Origin of the sequence: Alkalicoccobacillus porphyridii, assembly GCF_007293315.1 — a bacterium.
In the GTDB taxonomy this organism is placed as follows: domain Bacteria; phylum Bacillota; class Bacilli; order Bacillales; family Bacillaceae_D; genus Alkalicoccobacillus; species Alkalicoccobacillus porphyridii.
Window position 1 is genome coordinate 1 of the sequence record NZ_VLXZ01000012.1, and the last position, 16,025, is coordinate 16,025.

The following is a 16,025-nucleotide window of genomic DNA, read 5'->3' on the forward strand; positions in this document are numbered from 1 at the left end:
CACGTTATAAAAATATATTTTTCTCTAGTCATATCTGCCTCAAACCATTGTTAGATTAACCTTTCTGGAGGGAGTCTTCGTTTTCTCCTTCCGCTAATGTATTGACATAAACAATTGAAGAACGCTCGCAGCTCTAATAAAAATAGTTTTTCAGTGTCCTCTTTGAACAGGCTAATTGAAATGAACGGACTTGTCCGGTTCGTTTAATGCTTGCCTAGCCACGGAAAGCATGCCCTATTTTTGGGAGCGAGTCACGGAAAACGCATTCGGATAAACTGTGAGCCCTGCTGCTGCTAGGACACCTGTGCCGACAAATACATTTATATAAAAAAAGCCGAAAAATGATGTGTCAGACATCATTTTCGGCCCTGATTGTAGTAGAAGAGTTTTTTCACCTCTTTGTATTTAATTAAATTCAATTAATAAATCACCTGTAGCAATTGGTTCATTGTCTGAAACAAAGACATCTTTAATCTCACCATCAAACGCAGCTTGAACCGTTGTTTCCATTTTCATCGCTTCTGTGATCAGAAGATGATCTCCTTTTTTCACCTGATCGCCTTTGGAAACAAGTGTTTTTATTACTGTACCTGGCATGGTAGCACCGATTTGTTTTTCGTTATTTTTGTCTACCTTTGGACGAGTAATAACTTTTGTTTGTACGGATTGGTCTTGAATCAAGACCTCACGCGGTTGTCCATTTAATTCAAAATAGACAATCCGTTTCGCATCATCACGCGGTGCAGAGACGGAAATCAGTTTTACAATTAATGTCTTTCCTTGTTCAATCTCGACCTCTATTTCTTCACCAGGTCTAAGTCCGTAAAAGAAGGTTGGTGTATCTAATACGGATACATCTCCAAAGTTTTCGCGGAATTGTTCAAACTCTAGAAAGACCTTTGGATACATAACGTAGGAAAGAATATCATGACTGGTTACCTGACGACCCAGCTCTTTAAACAATTTGTTTTCTACCTCTTCAAAATTGATTGGCTCAAGTAGTGCTCCTGGTCTACCTTCAACTGGTTTTCTTGATTTCAAGATGATTTCTTGCAATTCTTTCGGGAACCCTTGATAAGGTTGACCTAATTGACCTTGGAAAAATTCAATAACAGAATCAGGGAAATCCATATTCTTACCTTTGTTATAAACATCTTCTCTCGTTAGGTCATTCTGTACCATGTATAAGGCCATATCGCCAACTACTTTTGAGGAGGGTGTAACCTTCACCACATCTCCAAACATATCATTGACAGTACGGTACATTTTCTTAACTTCGGTCCAGCGATCACCTAGATCTACTGCTTTTGCCTGCTGTTGAAGGTTACTATACTGTCCACCAGGCATTTCATGCTGATAAACCTCTGTATGTGGAGCATTCATTCCGCTTTCGAATCCTTGATAGTATTTACGAGTAGCTTCCCAGAATTCATCAAGCTGCTCCAAAGCAGAAATCTTAAGATCTGGCTGTCTCTCAGTACCCCCTAGTGCATAATAAAGGGTGTTGGCACTTGGTTGAGAAGTTAATCCCGCCATTGCACTAACGGCCACATCTACTATGTCTACGCCAGCTTCCACTGCCTTTGCGTACATAAAGATTCCATTTCCACTTGTATCATGCGTGTGTAAATGAACCGGAATATCAATTGTCTCTTTTAAAGCTGAAATCAAGGTATAAGCAGCCTCTGGCTTTAGAAGTCCTGCCATATCTTTAATTGCAAGAATATGAGCTCCAGATGCTTGCAGCTCTTTTGCCAGCTCAAGATAATAGTTTAAGTCATACTTTGTACGGGATGAATCTGTGATATCACCCGTGTAACACATAGCTGCCTCAGCAATTTTTCCAGTTTTACGAACAGATTCTATAGCTGGACGCATGCCTTCTACCCAGTTCAAGCTATCGAAAATTCTAAACACATCAATGCCAGCAGATGCCGACTTCGCAACAAATTCGTCTACTGCATTATCAGGATAATTTGTATAACCCACGGCATTAGATGCACGTAACAGCATTTGGAAAAGAACATTTGGTGCTTGTTTTCTTAGTGTTAAAAGTCGCTCCCATGGATCCTCATGTAAGAATCGCATAGCCACATCAAAAGTCGCTCCACCCCACATCTCATATGAGAACAGTCCTGGCAAAAGTCTAGCTGTTGGTTCAGCGATTTTTTTCAGGTCATGTGTACGAACTCGAGTAGCTAAAAGAGATTGATGCGCATCACGGAACGTTGTATCAGTGAGTAACACTTCTTTTTGTTCCTTCACCCACTTAGCTAAGCCCTCTGGGCCTCTCTCATCGAGAATTTGTTTTGTCCCATCCGGAAATGACTCAAAGGAGGAAACCTTTGGCACCACTGGGGCATCAAATTTTGGTTTGTGAATATTCTCAATTCCAGGGTACCCATTAACAATAGTTTCTCCTAGGAAGGTCAGCATTTTTGTCCCACGGTCTTTACGTTTAGGGAAAATAAATAATTCAGGTGTTGTATCAATAAAGGACGTATTATACGACCCATTTAAGAATGATGGGTGTCGTACTACATTCTCCAAAAAGGAAATGTTTGTTTTGATCCCACGAATACGGAACTCTCGCAAATTACGGAGCATTTTAGATGCTGCTCCTTCGTAGGTTAATGCCCATGTAGATACCTTTACAAGGAGTGAATCATAGTGTGGTGAAATGACTGAGCCTTGAAAACCATTACCGGCGTCCAAACGAACACCAAATCCACCACCTGTCCTGTAGGCATTAATTCTGCCCGTATCCGGTAAAAACCCATTCGCTGGATCTTCTGTTGTAACCCTTGACTGGATAGCAAATCCGTTACACTGAATCTGGTCCTGTGCAGGGATGCCTATTTTATTTCCGTGGAGCTCCTCCCCACTTGCAATAAGAAGCTGTGATTGCACAATATCAATACCCGTTACCATTTCAGTAATGGTGTGTTCAACCTGAACTCGTGGATTTACCTCAATAAAGTAAAACTCACCATCTTCTGTTGCAAGAAATTCTACTGTCCCAGCATTCACATAACCTATCGCCTCAGCTAATTGTACTGCTGCAGCACAAATTTTCTCACGTACACCCTCACCTAAGGAAACGCTTGGTGCTACTTCTACAACCTTTTGGTGACGACGCTGTACCGAACAATCACGATCATATAGATGAACAATGTTTCCGTGCTTGTCCGCCAAAATTTGAACCTCGATATGCTTTGGATTCTCAACAAATTTCTCTACATATACTTCGTCGTTTCCGAAGGCTGATTTAGCTTCAGACTTGGCACGATCGTAGGATTCTTTTAGGTCCTTGGCTTCGCGAACGATGCGCATGCCTCTTCCGCCTCCGCCAAGTGATGCTTTAATAATAAATGGATATCCATTCTCGTTAGCGAATGCCTCTACTTCTTCTATGCCACCTACAGGACCATCACTTCCAGGGATGACTGGAAGCTTTGCTTTTAGCGCTTGTTCTTTTGCCTGCACCTTATCACCGAACATTCGTAAATGCTCTAATTCTGGCCCTACAAAGATAATACCTTCTTCTTGACAGCGTTTGGCAAATTGAAGATTCTCAGACAAAAAGCCATAGCCTGGGTGAATCGCGTCAACTCCATTTAATTTAGCCGTCTCAATGATTCCCTCGATATCTAAATAAGCTTCAATTGGTTTCTTACCTTCACCAATCAGATAGGCTTCATCGGCTTTATATCTATGATAAGCCCCTAAATCTTCTTTCGAATAAATAGCCACCGTTCGAATGTTTAATTCTGAGCAGGCCCGAAAAATACGGATAGCTATTTCTCCTCGATTTGCTACTAGTACTTTTTTGATTGTTTGTAATCCGTTCATTTTGTCCTCCTCTTTCCACTCTCAAATCAGCTTATGTATATTTTTCTACAAAATAAAGCTTGTAGATTAGTATAGAAGTAATAGAAAACAAAAGCAATTGAAATGTTCTGTCTTTTTACCAAGATATCACCAAACCCACACTAAATAAAAAAAGACTATGGATATTCATAGTCTTTTTTGATCTATTAGCTCTTTACCGTTAAGTCATGCAAATCAGCCAATCTGCGCTCTAACTCACTAAGGATTTGCTTTCCTTGTTCTTCTTCAACTAACCCAAGTCGAACAGCAAAATCAATTTCTCGAGACAGCCCAAACATACGAGTATCTAGTACTTCTTCGTAGAGGGGGCATTGAGGCATCGTTAGATTCTCCAACTGAACTTCAATAAGCTTGCGAATCTTCTCTGCATCAGACTGAAGCAGTGCGTACGCTTTCTCAGCCTGGCTGGTCATCACCTTAATCGACATAGTGTCCCCTCCTTACCGTGTTGAATCTTCTCTACTTTCATAGTATCTGTTAAAGCCTTAAATTGCAATCTTTTTAGTGAATCTGATTTAGGCGTTTTGAATTTTCTTTGAATTTTTTTAGATAAGCCCATCAGACTGACAAGATCACTAAAATCGTTTTATAATAAAGTGATACGTAATTTAGGAGGAATCACTATGAACGAGTTTGTATTTTTTATTGAAGGTGATGTTAACCGCTCCCTTACGATTGATCCAACGGTGTGGATCTTTGATGAGCGAAAAATTGACCTTACCACTTATTTTGATGAGCTTGAAACCATGGACGATGAAATGACAAAATATCAAAAGTCTATATCTGCGCAGTGGGATAAAGAACGATTAGAAGGCTCTGCCCCACCAAATCCAAATCAAAATGGAAACATTATTCGTTTTAACAAACAAAAATTAATAAACGGAACCTTTGGTATGCCTTTAAAATCATTTTTAAAAAATGCTGATCCAATCAGCGATCATGCCACTTTAATGATTGAAACAAATCATGGCCAATCGTATTCTTGTAACCTAGAGGAGGGCTACGCTCTCATTGCTGGGTTCTCAAAAGATGGACAGCCATTAAAAGAAACCGGCCCTGTCCACATTTATTTTGGTGATGGTTCAAATGAACAGGAGCCGATTACACACGTGACTCGATTAGTTATCAAAGCGCCCAAAGCGTAATTATAATAAATCCGCAGCAAGTTGAGCTAACCCGGATCTCTCACCTTTAACCAACTTAACATGGCCGTGGACTGCTTGGTTTTTGAACTTCTCTACAACATAGGTTAATCCATTTGTGTATTCATCAAGATAGGGGTGATCAATTTGCTGCGGGTCCCCCATTAACACAATCTTACTTTTTTCTCCAACACGTGTGAGGATCGTTTTCACCTCGTGTTTTGTTAAATTCTGTGCCTCGTCTATAATAATATATTGTTCGGGTATACTTCTCCCTCTAATATATGTTAATGCCTCGACTTGAATGGATCCCATCCCAGCTAAAATTTGGTCAAGTTCACCTGGTTTTTTTGTATTAAAAAGATACTCAAGATTATCGTAGATTGGCTGCATCCACGGTCTTAACTTCTCATCCTTCTCACCTGGCAAATAACCAATGTCTTTGCCTAGTGGTACAACTGGTCGTGCCACAAGTAACTTGTTATAGATGTGAAGATCCTCTGTTTGCATAAGGCCAGCCGCTAATGAAAGCAGGGTTTTTCCTGTTCCCGCTTTTCCAATCATCGTTACTAAGGGAATATCTTGCCTTAGTAATAATTCAAACACCATCCGTTGTTGCACATTTCTAGAGCGTATTCCCCATACTTGATCTAAATCACTAACAAATGGACGTATATCATAACCATTTGGTTCTATTTTTCCTAAAGCAGAACTAGAGCTCCCCAATGCATCCTTTAATATGACAAATTGATGCGGATATAAAGTCGCTTGAATCGTAAGATCCCCACGATTAATTCCGCCTTCTTTGTAAAATTTTTTGATGATTTCATTGTCTACAAATACTTCAACAAAGCCATCATACCCTTCATCAAACTCTACCACTCGATCACTAAGAAAATCTTCAACCTCTAAGCCAAATGCATCGGCTTTCACTCGTACGAGCGCGTCCTTACTCACTAAGATGACTTTGGCTCCGTTACTTTTTTCTTTTTCCTCTATTGATAAATTAAGAGCCACTGCAATAATTCGATTATCGTTTGTCATTTCTGCAAAGGATTCTTTAAAATGTTGAAATGAACGATGATTTAATTCCACTCGCAGAGAACCGCCCGAATCAAGCGGCACACCTTCATGCAATTTCCCTTTTGCCCGGAGCTGATCTATAAGTTTTGAGAAATGGCGGGCATTACGCCCTATCTCATCCATGTTCCGCTTTTTGGAGTCTACCTCTTCTAAAACAACTGCAGGAAGGACGACTTCGTTTTTTTGAAAAGCAAAGATTGCATGCGGCTCTTGTAATAAAACGTTTGTATCTAACACGTAAATTTTTCTCAACATGTATGCCCCCTGACCTGATTTCAACGAGTCCTTTGACTTTTACCGCTTTAGGAACATAAGCCAACCACTACTAATGTGTATGAGTAGGAACCGATTGTTAGACGAGTTACTTATCCTAATGCCCGGCGTAGTAAAATAATTTGACTTATTTTATATTGTCTGCAACCAATCCCTACTCTATTACATGATATCAAAAAGTTCTTGCCGAACTATGAATTTTCTGTAAATTGCCTTGTTAGATGTTCAAATTTTTTTAAATGGCCAAAATAAGATAAAACGTGTTTATTTTTCTTTCTTATAGGATTACACTATGAGTAGCATAAGGAGTGTGGAAAATGAGAGTAAAATGTGTTCTATGTGATAAAATAGGTAATCTTGATGATATCCAACCACTAGCTAAAAAACTGAGAAACAGACCTCTTCATACGTATATGTGTAAAGACTGCGAAGAACGCATCACTAAAAAAACCCTCGCTCGTAGGCAGGAAGGTTGATTTACTTAATATATTCTATGTAAAACAAACACAGAAGGCCCGAATGATTATGTTAATTAATCATTCGGGCCAGTTTTTGTTTAACTATTTGTTTGTTCTTGGCTTTCCTGCTTTCTGTGCAGATGAAGGCGGTAGCGATACCCACCTAAAAATAAGGCAGATATAGCTAGCACCGCCATGATTGGTGCTCCAAAGGCAAATTCCATCGTCCACAGAAAGAAGCAACCAATCACAAGCATTGTGTAGATAATGATTGATTTTAACAATGGCAATTTTTGAGCAAAACCAAGCTTAAAAACAATCACTCCAAGTATTACGGTTATGATACATGTCCAGAATCCCAGCCAAGGATATTCTGCTGTTTGCTGCATAAGCCAAGAATATTGACCCAAATCAGCTTGGCTGACATCGTTATTCATATACGCTCCCGCCTTTACTTAGGATTTGCTTCCGATCTTTTTGCGTTTCTCTGCTCTCTCACGCTCGTTTTTGTTAAGGATTTTTTTACGTAGTCGAATGGACTCTGGCGTAAGCTCGCAATATTCATCCTCATTCAAGTACTCAATTGATTCTTCAAGAGTTAAAATACGTGGGCGCTTCATCGTCACCGTTTGATCTTTAGTCGCTGAACGAACGTTTGTCTGTTGCTTCATCTTTGTGATATTAACCGTTAAATCATTATCACGTGTATGCTCTCCAACAATCATACCTTCATAAATTTCAGTACCCGGCTCAACAAAAATCGTTCCACGGTCTTCAACCTGCATAATACCGTATTGGCTTGTTTTTCCTGATTCGATTGAAACAAGAACTCCTTGACGGCGTCCGCCAACCTGACCACCAAATACTGGCTTGTAGCTATCAAATGAGTGATTAATAATTCCATACCCACGAGTTTGAGTTAAGAATTCAGTAGAATACCCAATCAATCCACGAGCTGGCACCATAAACTCAAGACGAACCTGTCCGCCTCCGTTGTTTACCATATTAACCATTTCACCCTTACGCTCACCAAGAGACTCCATCACAGTTCCAGTATACTCTTCCGGTACATCAATTTGAACACGTTCAACGGGCTCATGAGCTTTTCCATCAATTTCACGAATAATAACTTCTGGCTTAGATACTTGAAGTTCATAGCCTTCACGACGCATATTTTCAATTAAGATTGAAAGGTGAAGTTCTCCACGTCCAGACACAATCCAAACTTCTGGTGAATCAGTGTTTTCAACTCGTAAGCTTACATCTGTTTCAAGTTCAGACTTCAAACGTTCTTCCAATTTGCGGCTTGTAATGAATTTCCCTTCACGACCTGCAAATGGACTATTATTAACAAGGAACGTCATCTGAAGAGTCGGTTCATCAATACGCAGAATTGGAAGTGCTTCTTGATGATCCACTGGGCAAACAGTCTCTCCTACGTTAATCTCTTCCATTCCTGAAACCGCGATAAGATCTCCGGCTTTCGCTTCATTAATCTCAACACGCTTCAGTCCGAGGAATCCAAACATTTTAGTTACACGGAATTGTTTAACAGAACCATCAAGCTTCATTAATGCAACCTGTTGACCAACTTTAATGGTTCCGCGGAAAACGCGTCCGATACCAATACGACCAAGGTAATCATTGTAATCAAGCATTGTAACTTGGAACTGTAATGGTTCATTGCTGTTATCAAACGGTGCTGGAATTGCCTCAATGATTTTATTAAGTAAGCAAGTCATGTTATCGTCTTGCTTTTCAGGATTTAAGCTTGATGTTCCATTAATAGCTGAAGCGTAAACAACTGGAAAGTCCAGCTGATCCTCATCTGCACCTAAATCAATAAACAAATCAACTACTTCATCAACGACCTCTGTCGGGCGAGCGAAGTCACGGTCAATTTTATTTACAACAACAATTGGCGTCAGTTTCTGCTCAAGAGCCTTTTTAAGAACAAAACGCGTTTGTGGCATACAGCCTTCGTACGCATCTACAACAAGTAGAACACCATCAACCATTTTCATAATCCGCTCTACTTCTCCACCAAAATCGGCGTGTCCTGGTGTATCCATAATATTAATACGGGTATCACCAAAATTAATAGCTGTGTTCTTTGCAAGAATGGTAATTCCACGCTCTTTCTCAATCGCATTAGAATCCATTGCACGCTCTGCAACTTGTTCATTTTCACGGAATGTACCTGATTGTTTCAGTAATTCATCAACCAACGTCGTTTTTCCGTGATCAACGTGGGCAATAATTGCAATATTACGTATATCTGAACGTCTTTCCATTTTTGTTTCTCTCCTTAGATTCATGCAAAAGCACTCGCTTTTTTTATTTAATCAATCTCTAACGACCTTTACTTCCTATTCACAACTGTATAAGTATAACATAGTTATCTAGAGAATAAACAAAACCTTTACGTAAATTGACAAATGTTTTAGTTCATTTTTATTTTTTGATTGAAATTGTTTGACGTATTGTCACAATGATAGCTTTTTCTTTTTAGAAAATGGCGTTACACTATTTGTAGGACGTACGTGTGTTAAGGGGAGGATTTAACCTTGAAAAAAGAGAACTTACTATTTTTACTATTAGCTTTTATTACTGTTATGTGTATTATGAGCGTCGGTATTGCTATTGCTGAAAGAAGCATTTTTATTGGTTTATTAGCCGTTGTTGGTGTTATTTTAGCCATGGGACTTGGCTTCTCACTAAAAAAAAGAATTCGTGAACAAAATCAATCTGAAGCTAATTAAATAAGTTGTATAAATATAGGCCAAGGACAGAGTGTACTGTCCTTGGCCTATATTTTATTTAGGAATCATGACGATGCCTTTTTAATTCAATTCCCGTTTTCTCTTCTAGTGGTCGAACAATAGCACTTACATCCTGATGACCATATTTTTGTTTCGCTTCTTCTACCTTCTCTGCGCCAAGCCGAACCATATCAAGTGGCATGTTCACCTCGTCCGCTAGAGCTAACGCCAAACCAATATCTTTATGAAGCAAATTAATTGAAAATCTTGCATCAAATTCTCGGTCTAGGATGGCGTCCACCGCCCAGTCCATACTTTTTGAGAATCCTGCGCTTTTCTGAATCAGATCATAAGCAATCGCAGGGTCAACGCCTGCCTTCTCTGCCATGACATAGCATTCAGCAAGTGCTGCTTGGTGCACTCCAATTAACATATTATTTAGTAATTTAATGACCGTTCCGCTTCCAACTGGCCCAACGTTTACAATATATGAACCATAAGATTTCATTACAGGCTCAGCAAGTAAAAAAGGTTCTTCCTCCCCGCCACACATGATGGTTAACGTCCCTGCATTCGCCCCCATTGGCCCTCCACTTACAGGTGCATCTAAGAAATACGCTCCCTTTTCCAGTAAAAGCTTGTGGACCCTTTCATTTGTTTGGCGATCTACTGTGGAGTGATCAACAATCATCTTACCTGCTGTCGCCCCGGCAATCAGACCCTCTTCCCCTTCATACACCTGCTCAATTGTTTCTGGCAAAGGCAAGCATGTCATAACGATGTCACAGATTTGCATCAATTCTTTTAATGTTGATGCTTCCTTTGCGCCGTGCTCAACTGCTTGATCAATTGGTCCTCTACTTCTGCTGGCAACATAGGTTTCATATCCGGCATCAATGAGATGCTTTGCCATTGGCAACCCCATTGTGCCCAGTCCAACAAATCCTACCTTATTCATTAGTTCTCCTCCCCTACATAAGCTGAGATCATTTCCCTTTGCAACGAAGGCTTAGCTGCAATAACCGTTCCTCCTTCGAGTAATGAAAGCTTTTTGCCAGCGAATGAAGAAATTCGATATCCCATTTCCTCTAAAAGAACAGATGCCCCTGCATAATCCCATGGAGATAAATTGACACTGACATAGGCATCTAATCTATCTGCTGCCACATACGCCATTTCTATTGCCGCAGAGCCATAGGAACGAACACTTCTTGAATCCCTCACAAGTGCTAACAATGGATTCGCGTGAGAATGATGTGTTTCTGTCAGCCAGCGAGCATTTAATCCAATGATAGACTCATTAAGGGGTCTGTCTTTACCAGGAATCAGTTCAACTTCATTAACGAAGGCTCCCTCTCCTTGTATGGCAAAAAACATCTCATCGGCCATTACATCATAAACAATACCTACTTTTCCTACTCCATCTTCAAAAATACCAATTGAAATAGCGAACTTTATTTTTTGGTGGACAAAATTCATCGTTCCATCAATTGGATCAATAATCCATACAATGCCGTCCATACTACTTATTTTTTCTGCTGTTCCCTCTTCTCCAAGAAAATGGTGATCTGGATAATTTTCTTTAATTTTCTGATAGAAAAAAGCCTCTGTACTCTTGTCTACTTCAGTCACTAAATCATCCGGTCCTGATTTGGCTTCCACCTTAAAAGGATTCGCTAAAGCTTGTTTAATGAGATCCGCTGCTTCATAGGTCCAATCACGAGCTTCTTTACCAAGTTCATTCCAATCAGCCATTATGTAGTCCCCCTAAGGTAAGGTCAATTGAGCATTTATTCTAATAACACCCTCATTATGCCATAAAACGTTTTAGATGAACACCAAACGCCTTTTAGATAAGAGCAAAAAAGCGCACCCTTTAATTGGTTGCGCTTTCATTATTAAATTTTACTTAACTTTTATTGAGTGAGTTGTATCCACTCTTCTCTTAGCCGAGCCAAACATAGCTTACTCCTTTTTATAGCTGAAGTGTCCTGATTAACCATGGCATCATGAAGAGTCATTAACTCGTAATCCAACTCTAATCTTAGTACGGGAAGACGTGTCATCTCATCTTTCTGTTGAACTGGATGGATCACTTTCTCCATCTCTCTCACTCCTTTCAGCACACTCAAATCAAAATAATTAAAAATTCTGATTTATATAGCAATTATACTATATTATTAAAAAAATGCAATCATCAATTCCTTTAAACATGACAGTCACACCATTCGTCATTATGCGATTGCTATGGTACGATAGGAGAAACGTGTCATAGTTTGAAGGAGTGAAAAGTTCAAATGTTTAACGGATTTAATGGTGAAGATTTTGATGTATTTCAAATAGAGGGCTTAGAACCGCGTATGAAGGCGATTCAAACTCGAATTCAACCGAAATTTCAAGCCATAGCTGATGAAGTCATTCCTAGCCTGAGTGTACAATGTGGTGAAGAATTTTATACACATATCGCTCAGCATGCTAGAAGAAAGGTAAACCCACCTAATGATACATGGGTAGCGTTCGCCACAAATAAGCGCGGCTATAAAATGATGCCACACTTTCAGGTTGGATTATATGAATCCCATCTTTTTGTCTGGTTTGCTGTGATTTATGAGGCTCAGGTAAAACCACAGCTCGCAAATCAATTGTTAGAAGATGTCGCCAAATGGAACAAGCTGATTCCAAAAGACTTCGAATGGTCTTTAGATCATATGAAGCCGGAGACAACGAAGCACGCTGATTTTTCAGATACAGATCTGGAATCCATGTTTGTCCGATTACGTGATGTAAAAAAAGCAGAATTATTATGCGGTATTACGATTGATCGCAATGACCCAATTCTCGGTAACGGAACCGAGCTTATTAAGAAAATCGAGAAAACCTATCAAACTCTACTACCATTATATAGAACAGCTCAACAAGCACACGCCGTCACTCAATGAGAAAAAAAGGTCGACACAGGACTAGACTGCTTTAGGTGAATGACGTGGTTAGGACTCACTGATAAAAAGATGAACAATGTCGTGACAGTATAATTGTCCGCTATCTACGAGCAAGGAAGACCGACATTAAATTAGAATGTCGGTCTTCCTTGTATTGCCCTTTAGAAATCGATTAATATTTCTTGCTCTTGCCAAAATCTTTATTAAGATAAAAATAACTTCTTATGTAGGAAAGTTAGCTAGACTCTACGTGAGTAATTTCTCATACCCTTAATGGCTGCCACTTATCAAATGGTCGAAAATGGAGGGCCGACACGTGCGGGATAAAAAGGATGCCACCGAAAAAGTCATGTAAAGATCTTTTTTCAGTGACCTCTATTCATTGAGCTAAATCGATGAAGTCGGGTTAGCTCATTACCTTCCCGCGTTAAGCGTGCCCTCATTTTCGGGAGAGACCTCCACCCTCGTTCATTTTTAATAGTTATAGTTCTATCCTCGTCCTTCTATTAGTTAGTAGCTCTTAGCCTGGCGTGGTATCCCTAACCTACTAGGTATCATTCTATATCTTTATTCGTTCTGTCTCGCCTGCTTTTGCCTTTTTAACAGCCTGATAACAGGAGACTCCTGCTTGTTCATCAAACTCTTTACACACTTGCTTCTCTTCACTTTTAGATGGGACGATCTCTTTAAATCGACGGTATCGATTCATCAAATCCTCTCTTTTAATACCACCTTGATAAGCATCCTCCACTCCTTGAAAAAAGTGAATGACATCGACTACTTCCTCTGTTGACCAATCCAATGATATGGGCATGTTCATATTAATTTACTCCTTCCCTCATGTTCCTAGTTACAAAGGCTGTTTGATTTGATATACTCAACCTTGTTTTCACTTCACCAAGACCAAACTGGTCTATTACTTCATACTAATAAAGAGGTGTGCCTTTTGCCTAAATCACAACATCTAACACCATTGTTTACTGGGCTCGTTCAACATATCCAGAAACAACCCGTTCAATTCCATATTCCAGGTCATAAACAAGGACTCGGTACGGAACCTAATTTCCGGGAATTTATCGGTCAAAACGCTTTATCCATAGATATGATAAATATTGAACCGCTAGACGATCTGCATCATCCATCCGGAATTATTAAAGAAGCTCAGGAACTCGCAGCGGAAGCCTTTGGAGCAGATTATACCTTTTTTTCAGTTCAAGGGACAAGTGGTGCTATCATGACGATGATTATGTCTGTTTGCAGACCGGGTGAAAAGTTAATCATCCCACGCAATGTACATAAGTCCATTATGTCAGCTATTATCTTCTCTGGAGCATTGCCAATTTTTATTCATCCTGAAATTGATGAAGAACATGGGATTTCTCATGGTGTGACTGTGTCTTCCGTTGAAAAAGCGTTAGAGGCTCATCCTGATGCCAAAGGTTTGCTTGTTATTAACCCAACATACTTTGGGGTGGCTGGCGATTTAGAGCAAATCGTTAAGCTTTCACATTCATACGCCATTCCAGTATTGGTGGATGAAGCACATGGTGTACACATTCAATTTCACGATGATCTTCCCCTCTCAGCTATGCAGGCGGGAGCTGACATGGCGGCAACAAGTGTGCACAAGCTAGGAGGATCACTTACTCAAAGCTCCGTATTAAATGTAAGGGAAGGTCTTGTTTCAGCAAAACGTGTACAATCTATAATCAGCATGCTAACAACGACCTCTACCTCTTACCTGCTTTTATCTTCATTAGATACAGCGCGTAAGCAGCTTGCGATAAATGGAGAAGCATTATTAACTGAAGCCATTTCTTTAGCTCAATACACTCGTGCTCAAATTAATGAAATAAAAGGGTTAACGTGCCTCGGCGATTCGATCCTACGTTCTGAATCTGCCTTTGCTTATGATCCTACAAAGCTAATTATTTCATTAAAAGAACTTGGTATCACTGGGCATGATGCTGAGGTTTGGCTAAGAGAACATTACAGAATTGAGGTAGAGCTTTCAGATCTATATAATATTCTTTGTATTGTTTCGTTTGGAGATACTAAAGAAAAAGTTGATGTTCTGATTCAAGCTTTGCAGGAGCTGGCAGATCAACAGCATCTGCAGTCTAAAGGCACTCAAAAGTCATTGGATATATATGTGCCTGATGTCCCAACTCTTGCCCTCTCACCTAGAGACGCCTTTTATGCAGATGTAGAGAGTATTCCATTTCATCAATCAGCAGGACGAATTATCGCTGAATTTATTATGGTTTACCCACCTGGAATTCCCATTCTCCTTCCAGGTGAAATTATTACCGAAGAGAATCTATCATATGTGCAAAAGAACTTAGAAGCAGGCTTACCAGTGCAAGGGCCAGAGGATGAATCTCTTCAAACATTGCTGGTAATCAAGGAACAGCAAGCCATTCGTTAATATGCTTAACTCAAAGAGACTGCTTTAACAATAAAAAGAGCCGGACAATGTGCAGGTCTTACACACTTTGTCTGCTCTTTCTTAGTTTAAGGAGTATTCAACTACATAGGACCCTAGATTGAGGATGGTTCTATTTAATCAAAGCTGGATCAACAAATTCATAGTCCTCCGCACGAATACCATTTATAATGTCAGTAAGTGCCTCGTTTGTCCATTGTCGATCATGCATTAATAAGTTAGCCCCATCTTGCAAAAACTCACTTGTAACCATTATATCTGCCAAGCTTGCTGCATTTTGATATTCGCTCTCCCAATCATATCCGTAAGTCCAGTTCATAAGCGTCATCTCTTCTTCTGCTACTAGCTCCCTTGAATAATCTGTATTCGAACCAAACGGAGCTCTGAAAAAACGAGGCCGTTCTCCGGTTATCTCTTCAACTAGGTTGTTTACTTCAACAATTTCTTCTCTCTGTTCTTCTTCAGACAATAACTTTAAGTCCTGATGAGTCATCGTATGGTTTCCTATCTCAAACCCCATGCTATGTATTTCTCTTAATAATTCCTTCTCTTCCTCCGTCTCTAAGAAATGACCATTTACAAAAAAGATAGCTGATACATCATGTTCTTTTAATGTCTCTGCTATTTCTAGCGAGTAGGTATCTGGCGCATCATCAAAAGTCGCCAGTACAACGTTAGACTCTACATCCTCCAGCGGTTCTACGGTCCACAATACATCATTTATTTCGTACATATACTCAGGCTCTTCCGATTCTTCATCTATTACTTCTTCAGGTCCAGACGTTCCCTCTTCTTCTGACTGATCATTTAATTCTTCATCTTCTATTGGATCATTATCTTCTAATTCTGGCTCTGGAACAGTTTCTGTCGATTGTTGATTTGATACCGTAGATTGACATCCTGCAACCAGCAAGACAGTAACTGATCCTAACAGTGGCCAGTTTTTCATTATATCTCCTCCTAATTGACTTACTAACTGATCCTGATTTTAGCAAAAAATACCTAAATACGACACGTGTTCTCACCATCTT

At 39.8% G+C, this 16,025-nt stretch carries 15 protein-coding genes; 5 read left to right on the forward strand and 10 right to left on the reverse strand.

Annotated elements, in window-relative coordinates; genetic code table 11:
• Positions 1-405: 405 nt before the first annotated feature.
• Both pyc and FN960_RS16440 read right to left on the reverse strand, forming a co-directional pair.
• Positions 406-3,852 carry a pyruvate carboxylase gene (gene pyc / locus FN960_RS16435; protein ID WP_143849950.1) on the reverse strand — a complete coding sequence of 1,149 codons (3,447 nt, stop codon included), beginning with the start codon at positions 3,850-3,852 and terminating at the stop codon, positions 406-408.
• A 185-nt stretch (positions 3,853-4,037) separates the two neighbouring features.
• The gene (locus FN960_RS16440) at positions 4,038-4,319 is read right to left on the reverse strand and encodes an Fpa/YlaN family protein (protein ID WP_143849951.1); all 282 of its coding nucleotides are present in this window, start codon (positions 4,317-4,319) and stop codon (positions 4,038-4,040) included.
• Positions 4,320-4,514: 195 nt separating this feature from the next.
• Between FN960_RS16440 and FN960_RS16445 the strand changes: the two genes are divergently transcribed.
• Complete coding sequence (locus FN960_RS16445; RefSeq protein ID WP_143849952.1) at positions 4,515-5,036, forward strand: peptidyl-prolyl cis-trans isomerase; 522 nt, start codon at positions 4,515-4,517, stop codon at positions 5,034-5,036.
• Here FN960_RS16445 and FN960_RS16450 read toward each other — a convergent pair whose 3' ends face one another.
• Positions 5,037-6,371: a PhoH family protein gene (locus FN960_RS16450; protein WP_143849953.1), complete on the reverse strand. Its 1,335-nt coding sequence runs from the start codon at positions 6,369-6,371 to the stop codon at positions 5,037-5,039.
• A gap of 335 nt (positions 6,372-6,706) precedes the next feature.
• Between FN960_RS16450 and FN960_RS16455 the strand changes: the two genes are divergently transcribed.
• Positions 6,707-6,865, forward strand: coding sequence for a YlaI family protein (locus tag FN960_RS16455; RefSeq protein ID WP_143849954.1), 159 nt, complete (start codon positions 6,707-6,709; stop codon positions 6,863-6,865).
• An 80-nt stretch (positions 6,866-6,945) separates the two neighbouring features.
• Here the strand turns inward: FN960_RS16455 and FN960_RS16460 are convergent, their stop codons facing one another.
• Positions 6,946-7,284: a YlaH-like family protein gene (locus tag FN960_RS16460; protein ID WP_143849955.1), complete on the reverse strand. Its 339-nt coding sequence runs from the start codon at positions 7,282-7,284 to the stop codon at positions 6,946-6,948.
• An 18-nt stretch (positions 7,285-7,302) separates the two neighbouring features.
• Entirely contained in the window at positions 7,303-9,141 is a 1,839-nt protein-coding gene (gene typA, locus FN960_RS16465; protein ID WP_143849956.1) for a translational GTPase TypA, read from the reverse strand.
• 273 nt (positions 9,142-9,414) lie between these two features.
• Here typA and FN960_RS16470 point away from each other — a divergent pair, with 273 nt between their 5' ends.
• Positions 9,415-9,609: a YlaF family protein gene (locus FN960_RS16470; protein WP_143849957.1), complete on the forward strand. Its 195-nt coding sequence runs from the start codon at positions 9,415-9,417 to the stop codon at positions 9,607-9,609.
• Between the two features lie 58 nt (positions 9,610-9,667).
• Here the strand turns inward: FN960_RS16470 and FN960_RS16475 are convergent, their stop codons facing one another.
• The 3 genes from FN960_RS16475 to FN960_RS16485 form a co-directional block, all read right to left on the reverse strand.
• The gene (locus tag FN960_RS16475) at positions 9,668-10,567 is read right to left on the reverse strand and encodes an NAD(P)-dependent oxidoreductase (RefSeq protein ID WP_143849958.1); all 900 of its coding nucleotides are present in this window, start codon (positions 10,565-10,567) and stop codon (positions 9,668-9,670) included.
• Entirely contained in the window at positions 10,567-11,364 is a 798-nt protein-coding gene (locus FN960_RS16480; protein WP_143849959.1) for an inositol monophosphatase family protein, read from the reverse strand. Before FN960_RS16480 ends, FN960_RS16475 begins: the two co-directional genes overlap by 1 nt.
• Positions 11,365-11,525: 161 nt before the next feature.
• A complete protein-coding gene (locus FN960_RS16485) occupies positions 11,526-11,714 on the reverse strand; it encodes a YkzI domain-containing protein (RefSeq protein ID WP_143849960.1) in 189 nt (62 codons plus the stop codon).
• 192 nt (positions 11,715-11,906) lie between these two features.
• Between FN960_RS16485 and FN960_RS16490 the strand changes: the two genes are divergently transcribed.
• The gene (locus tag FN960_RS16490) at positions 11,907-12,548 is read left to right on the forward strand and encodes a YktB family protein (RefSeq protein ID WP_143849961.1); all 642 of its coding nucleotides are present in this window, start codon (positions 11,907-11,909) and stop codon (positions 12,546-12,548) included.
• 559 nt (positions 12,549-13,107) lie between these two features.
• Here the strand turns inward: FN960_RS16490 and FN960_RS16495 are convergent.
• Positions 13,108-13,374 carry a UPF0223 family protein gene (locus FN960_RS16495; protein ID WP_143849962.1) on the reverse strand — a complete coding sequence of 89 codons (267 nt, stop codon included), beginning with the start codon at positions 13,372-13,374 and terminating at the stop codon, positions 13,108-13,110.
• Between the two features lie 120 nt (positions 13,375-13,494).
• On the opposite strand from FN960_RS16495, the gene FN960_RS16500 reads away from it, so the two are divergent.
• Complete coding sequence (locus FN960_RS16500; RefSeq protein WP_306461622.1) at positions 13,495-14,976, forward strand: aminotransferase class I/II-fold pyridoxal phosphate-dependent enzyme; 1,482 nt, start codon at positions 13,495-13,497, stop codon at positions 14,974-14,976.
• 130 nt (positions 14,977-15,106) lie between these two features.
• On the opposite strand, the gene FN960_RS16505 is transcribed toward FN960_RS16500, so the two are convergent.
• Complete coding sequence (locus tag FN960_RS16505; RefSeq protein ID WP_143849963.1) at positions 15,107-15,943, reverse strand: polysaccharide deacetylase family protein; 837 nt, start codon at positions 15,941-15,943, stop codon at positions 15,107-15,109.
• Between the last annotated feature and the right edge of the window lie 82 nt (positions 15,944-16,025).

Bases quoted from the DNA above. Each gene is read 5' to 3' on its own strand.
- FN960_RS16445 (WP_143849952.1), top strand. From the start codon at position 4,515: ATGAACGAGTTTGTATTTTTTATTGAAGGTGATGTTAACCGCTCCCTT.
- FN960_RS16460 (WP_143849955.1), bottom strand. From the start codon at position 7,284: ATGAATAACGATGTCAGCCAAGCTGATTTGGGTCAATATTCTTGGCTT.
- FN960_RS16490 (WP_143849961.1), top strand. From the start codon at position 11,907: ATGTTTAACGGATTTAATGGTGAAGATTTTGATGTATTTCAAATAGAG.
- FN960_RS16475 (WP_143849958.1), bottom strand. From the start codon at position 10,567: ATGAATAAGGTAGGATTTGTTGGACTGGGCACAATGGGGTTGCCAATG.
- FN960_RS16485 (WP_143849960.1), bottom strand. From the start codon at position 11,714: ATGGAGAAAGTGATCCATCCAGTTCAACAGAAAGATGAGATGACACGT.
- FN960_RS16455 (WP_143849954.1), top strand. From the start codon at position 6,707: ATGAGAGTAAAATGTGTTCTATGTGATAAAATAGGTAATCTTGATGAT.
- FN960_RS16440 (WP_143849951.1), bottom strand. From the start codon at position 4,319: ATGTCGATTAAGGTGATGACCAGCCAGGCTGAGAAAGCGTACGCACTG.
- typA (WP_143849956.1), bottom strand. From the start codon at position 9,141: ATGGAAAGACGTTCAGATATACGTAATATTGCAATTATTGCCCACGTT.
- pyc (WP_143849950.1), bottom strand. From the start codon at position 3,852: ATGAACGGATTACAAACAATCAAAAAAGTACTAGTAGCAAATCGAGGA.
- FN960_RS16480 (WP_143849959.1), bottom strand. From the start codon at position 11,364: ATGGCTGATTGGAATGAACTTGGTAAAGAAGCTCGTGATTGGACCTAT.
- FN960_RS16450 (WP_143849953.1), bottom strand. From the start codon at position 6,371: ATGTTGAGAAAAATTTACGTGTTAGATACAAACGTTTTATTACAAGAG.
- FN960_RS16505 (WP_143849963.1), bottom strand. From the start codon at position 15,943: ATGAAAAACTGGCCACTGTTAGGATCAGTTACTGTCTTGCTGGTTGCA.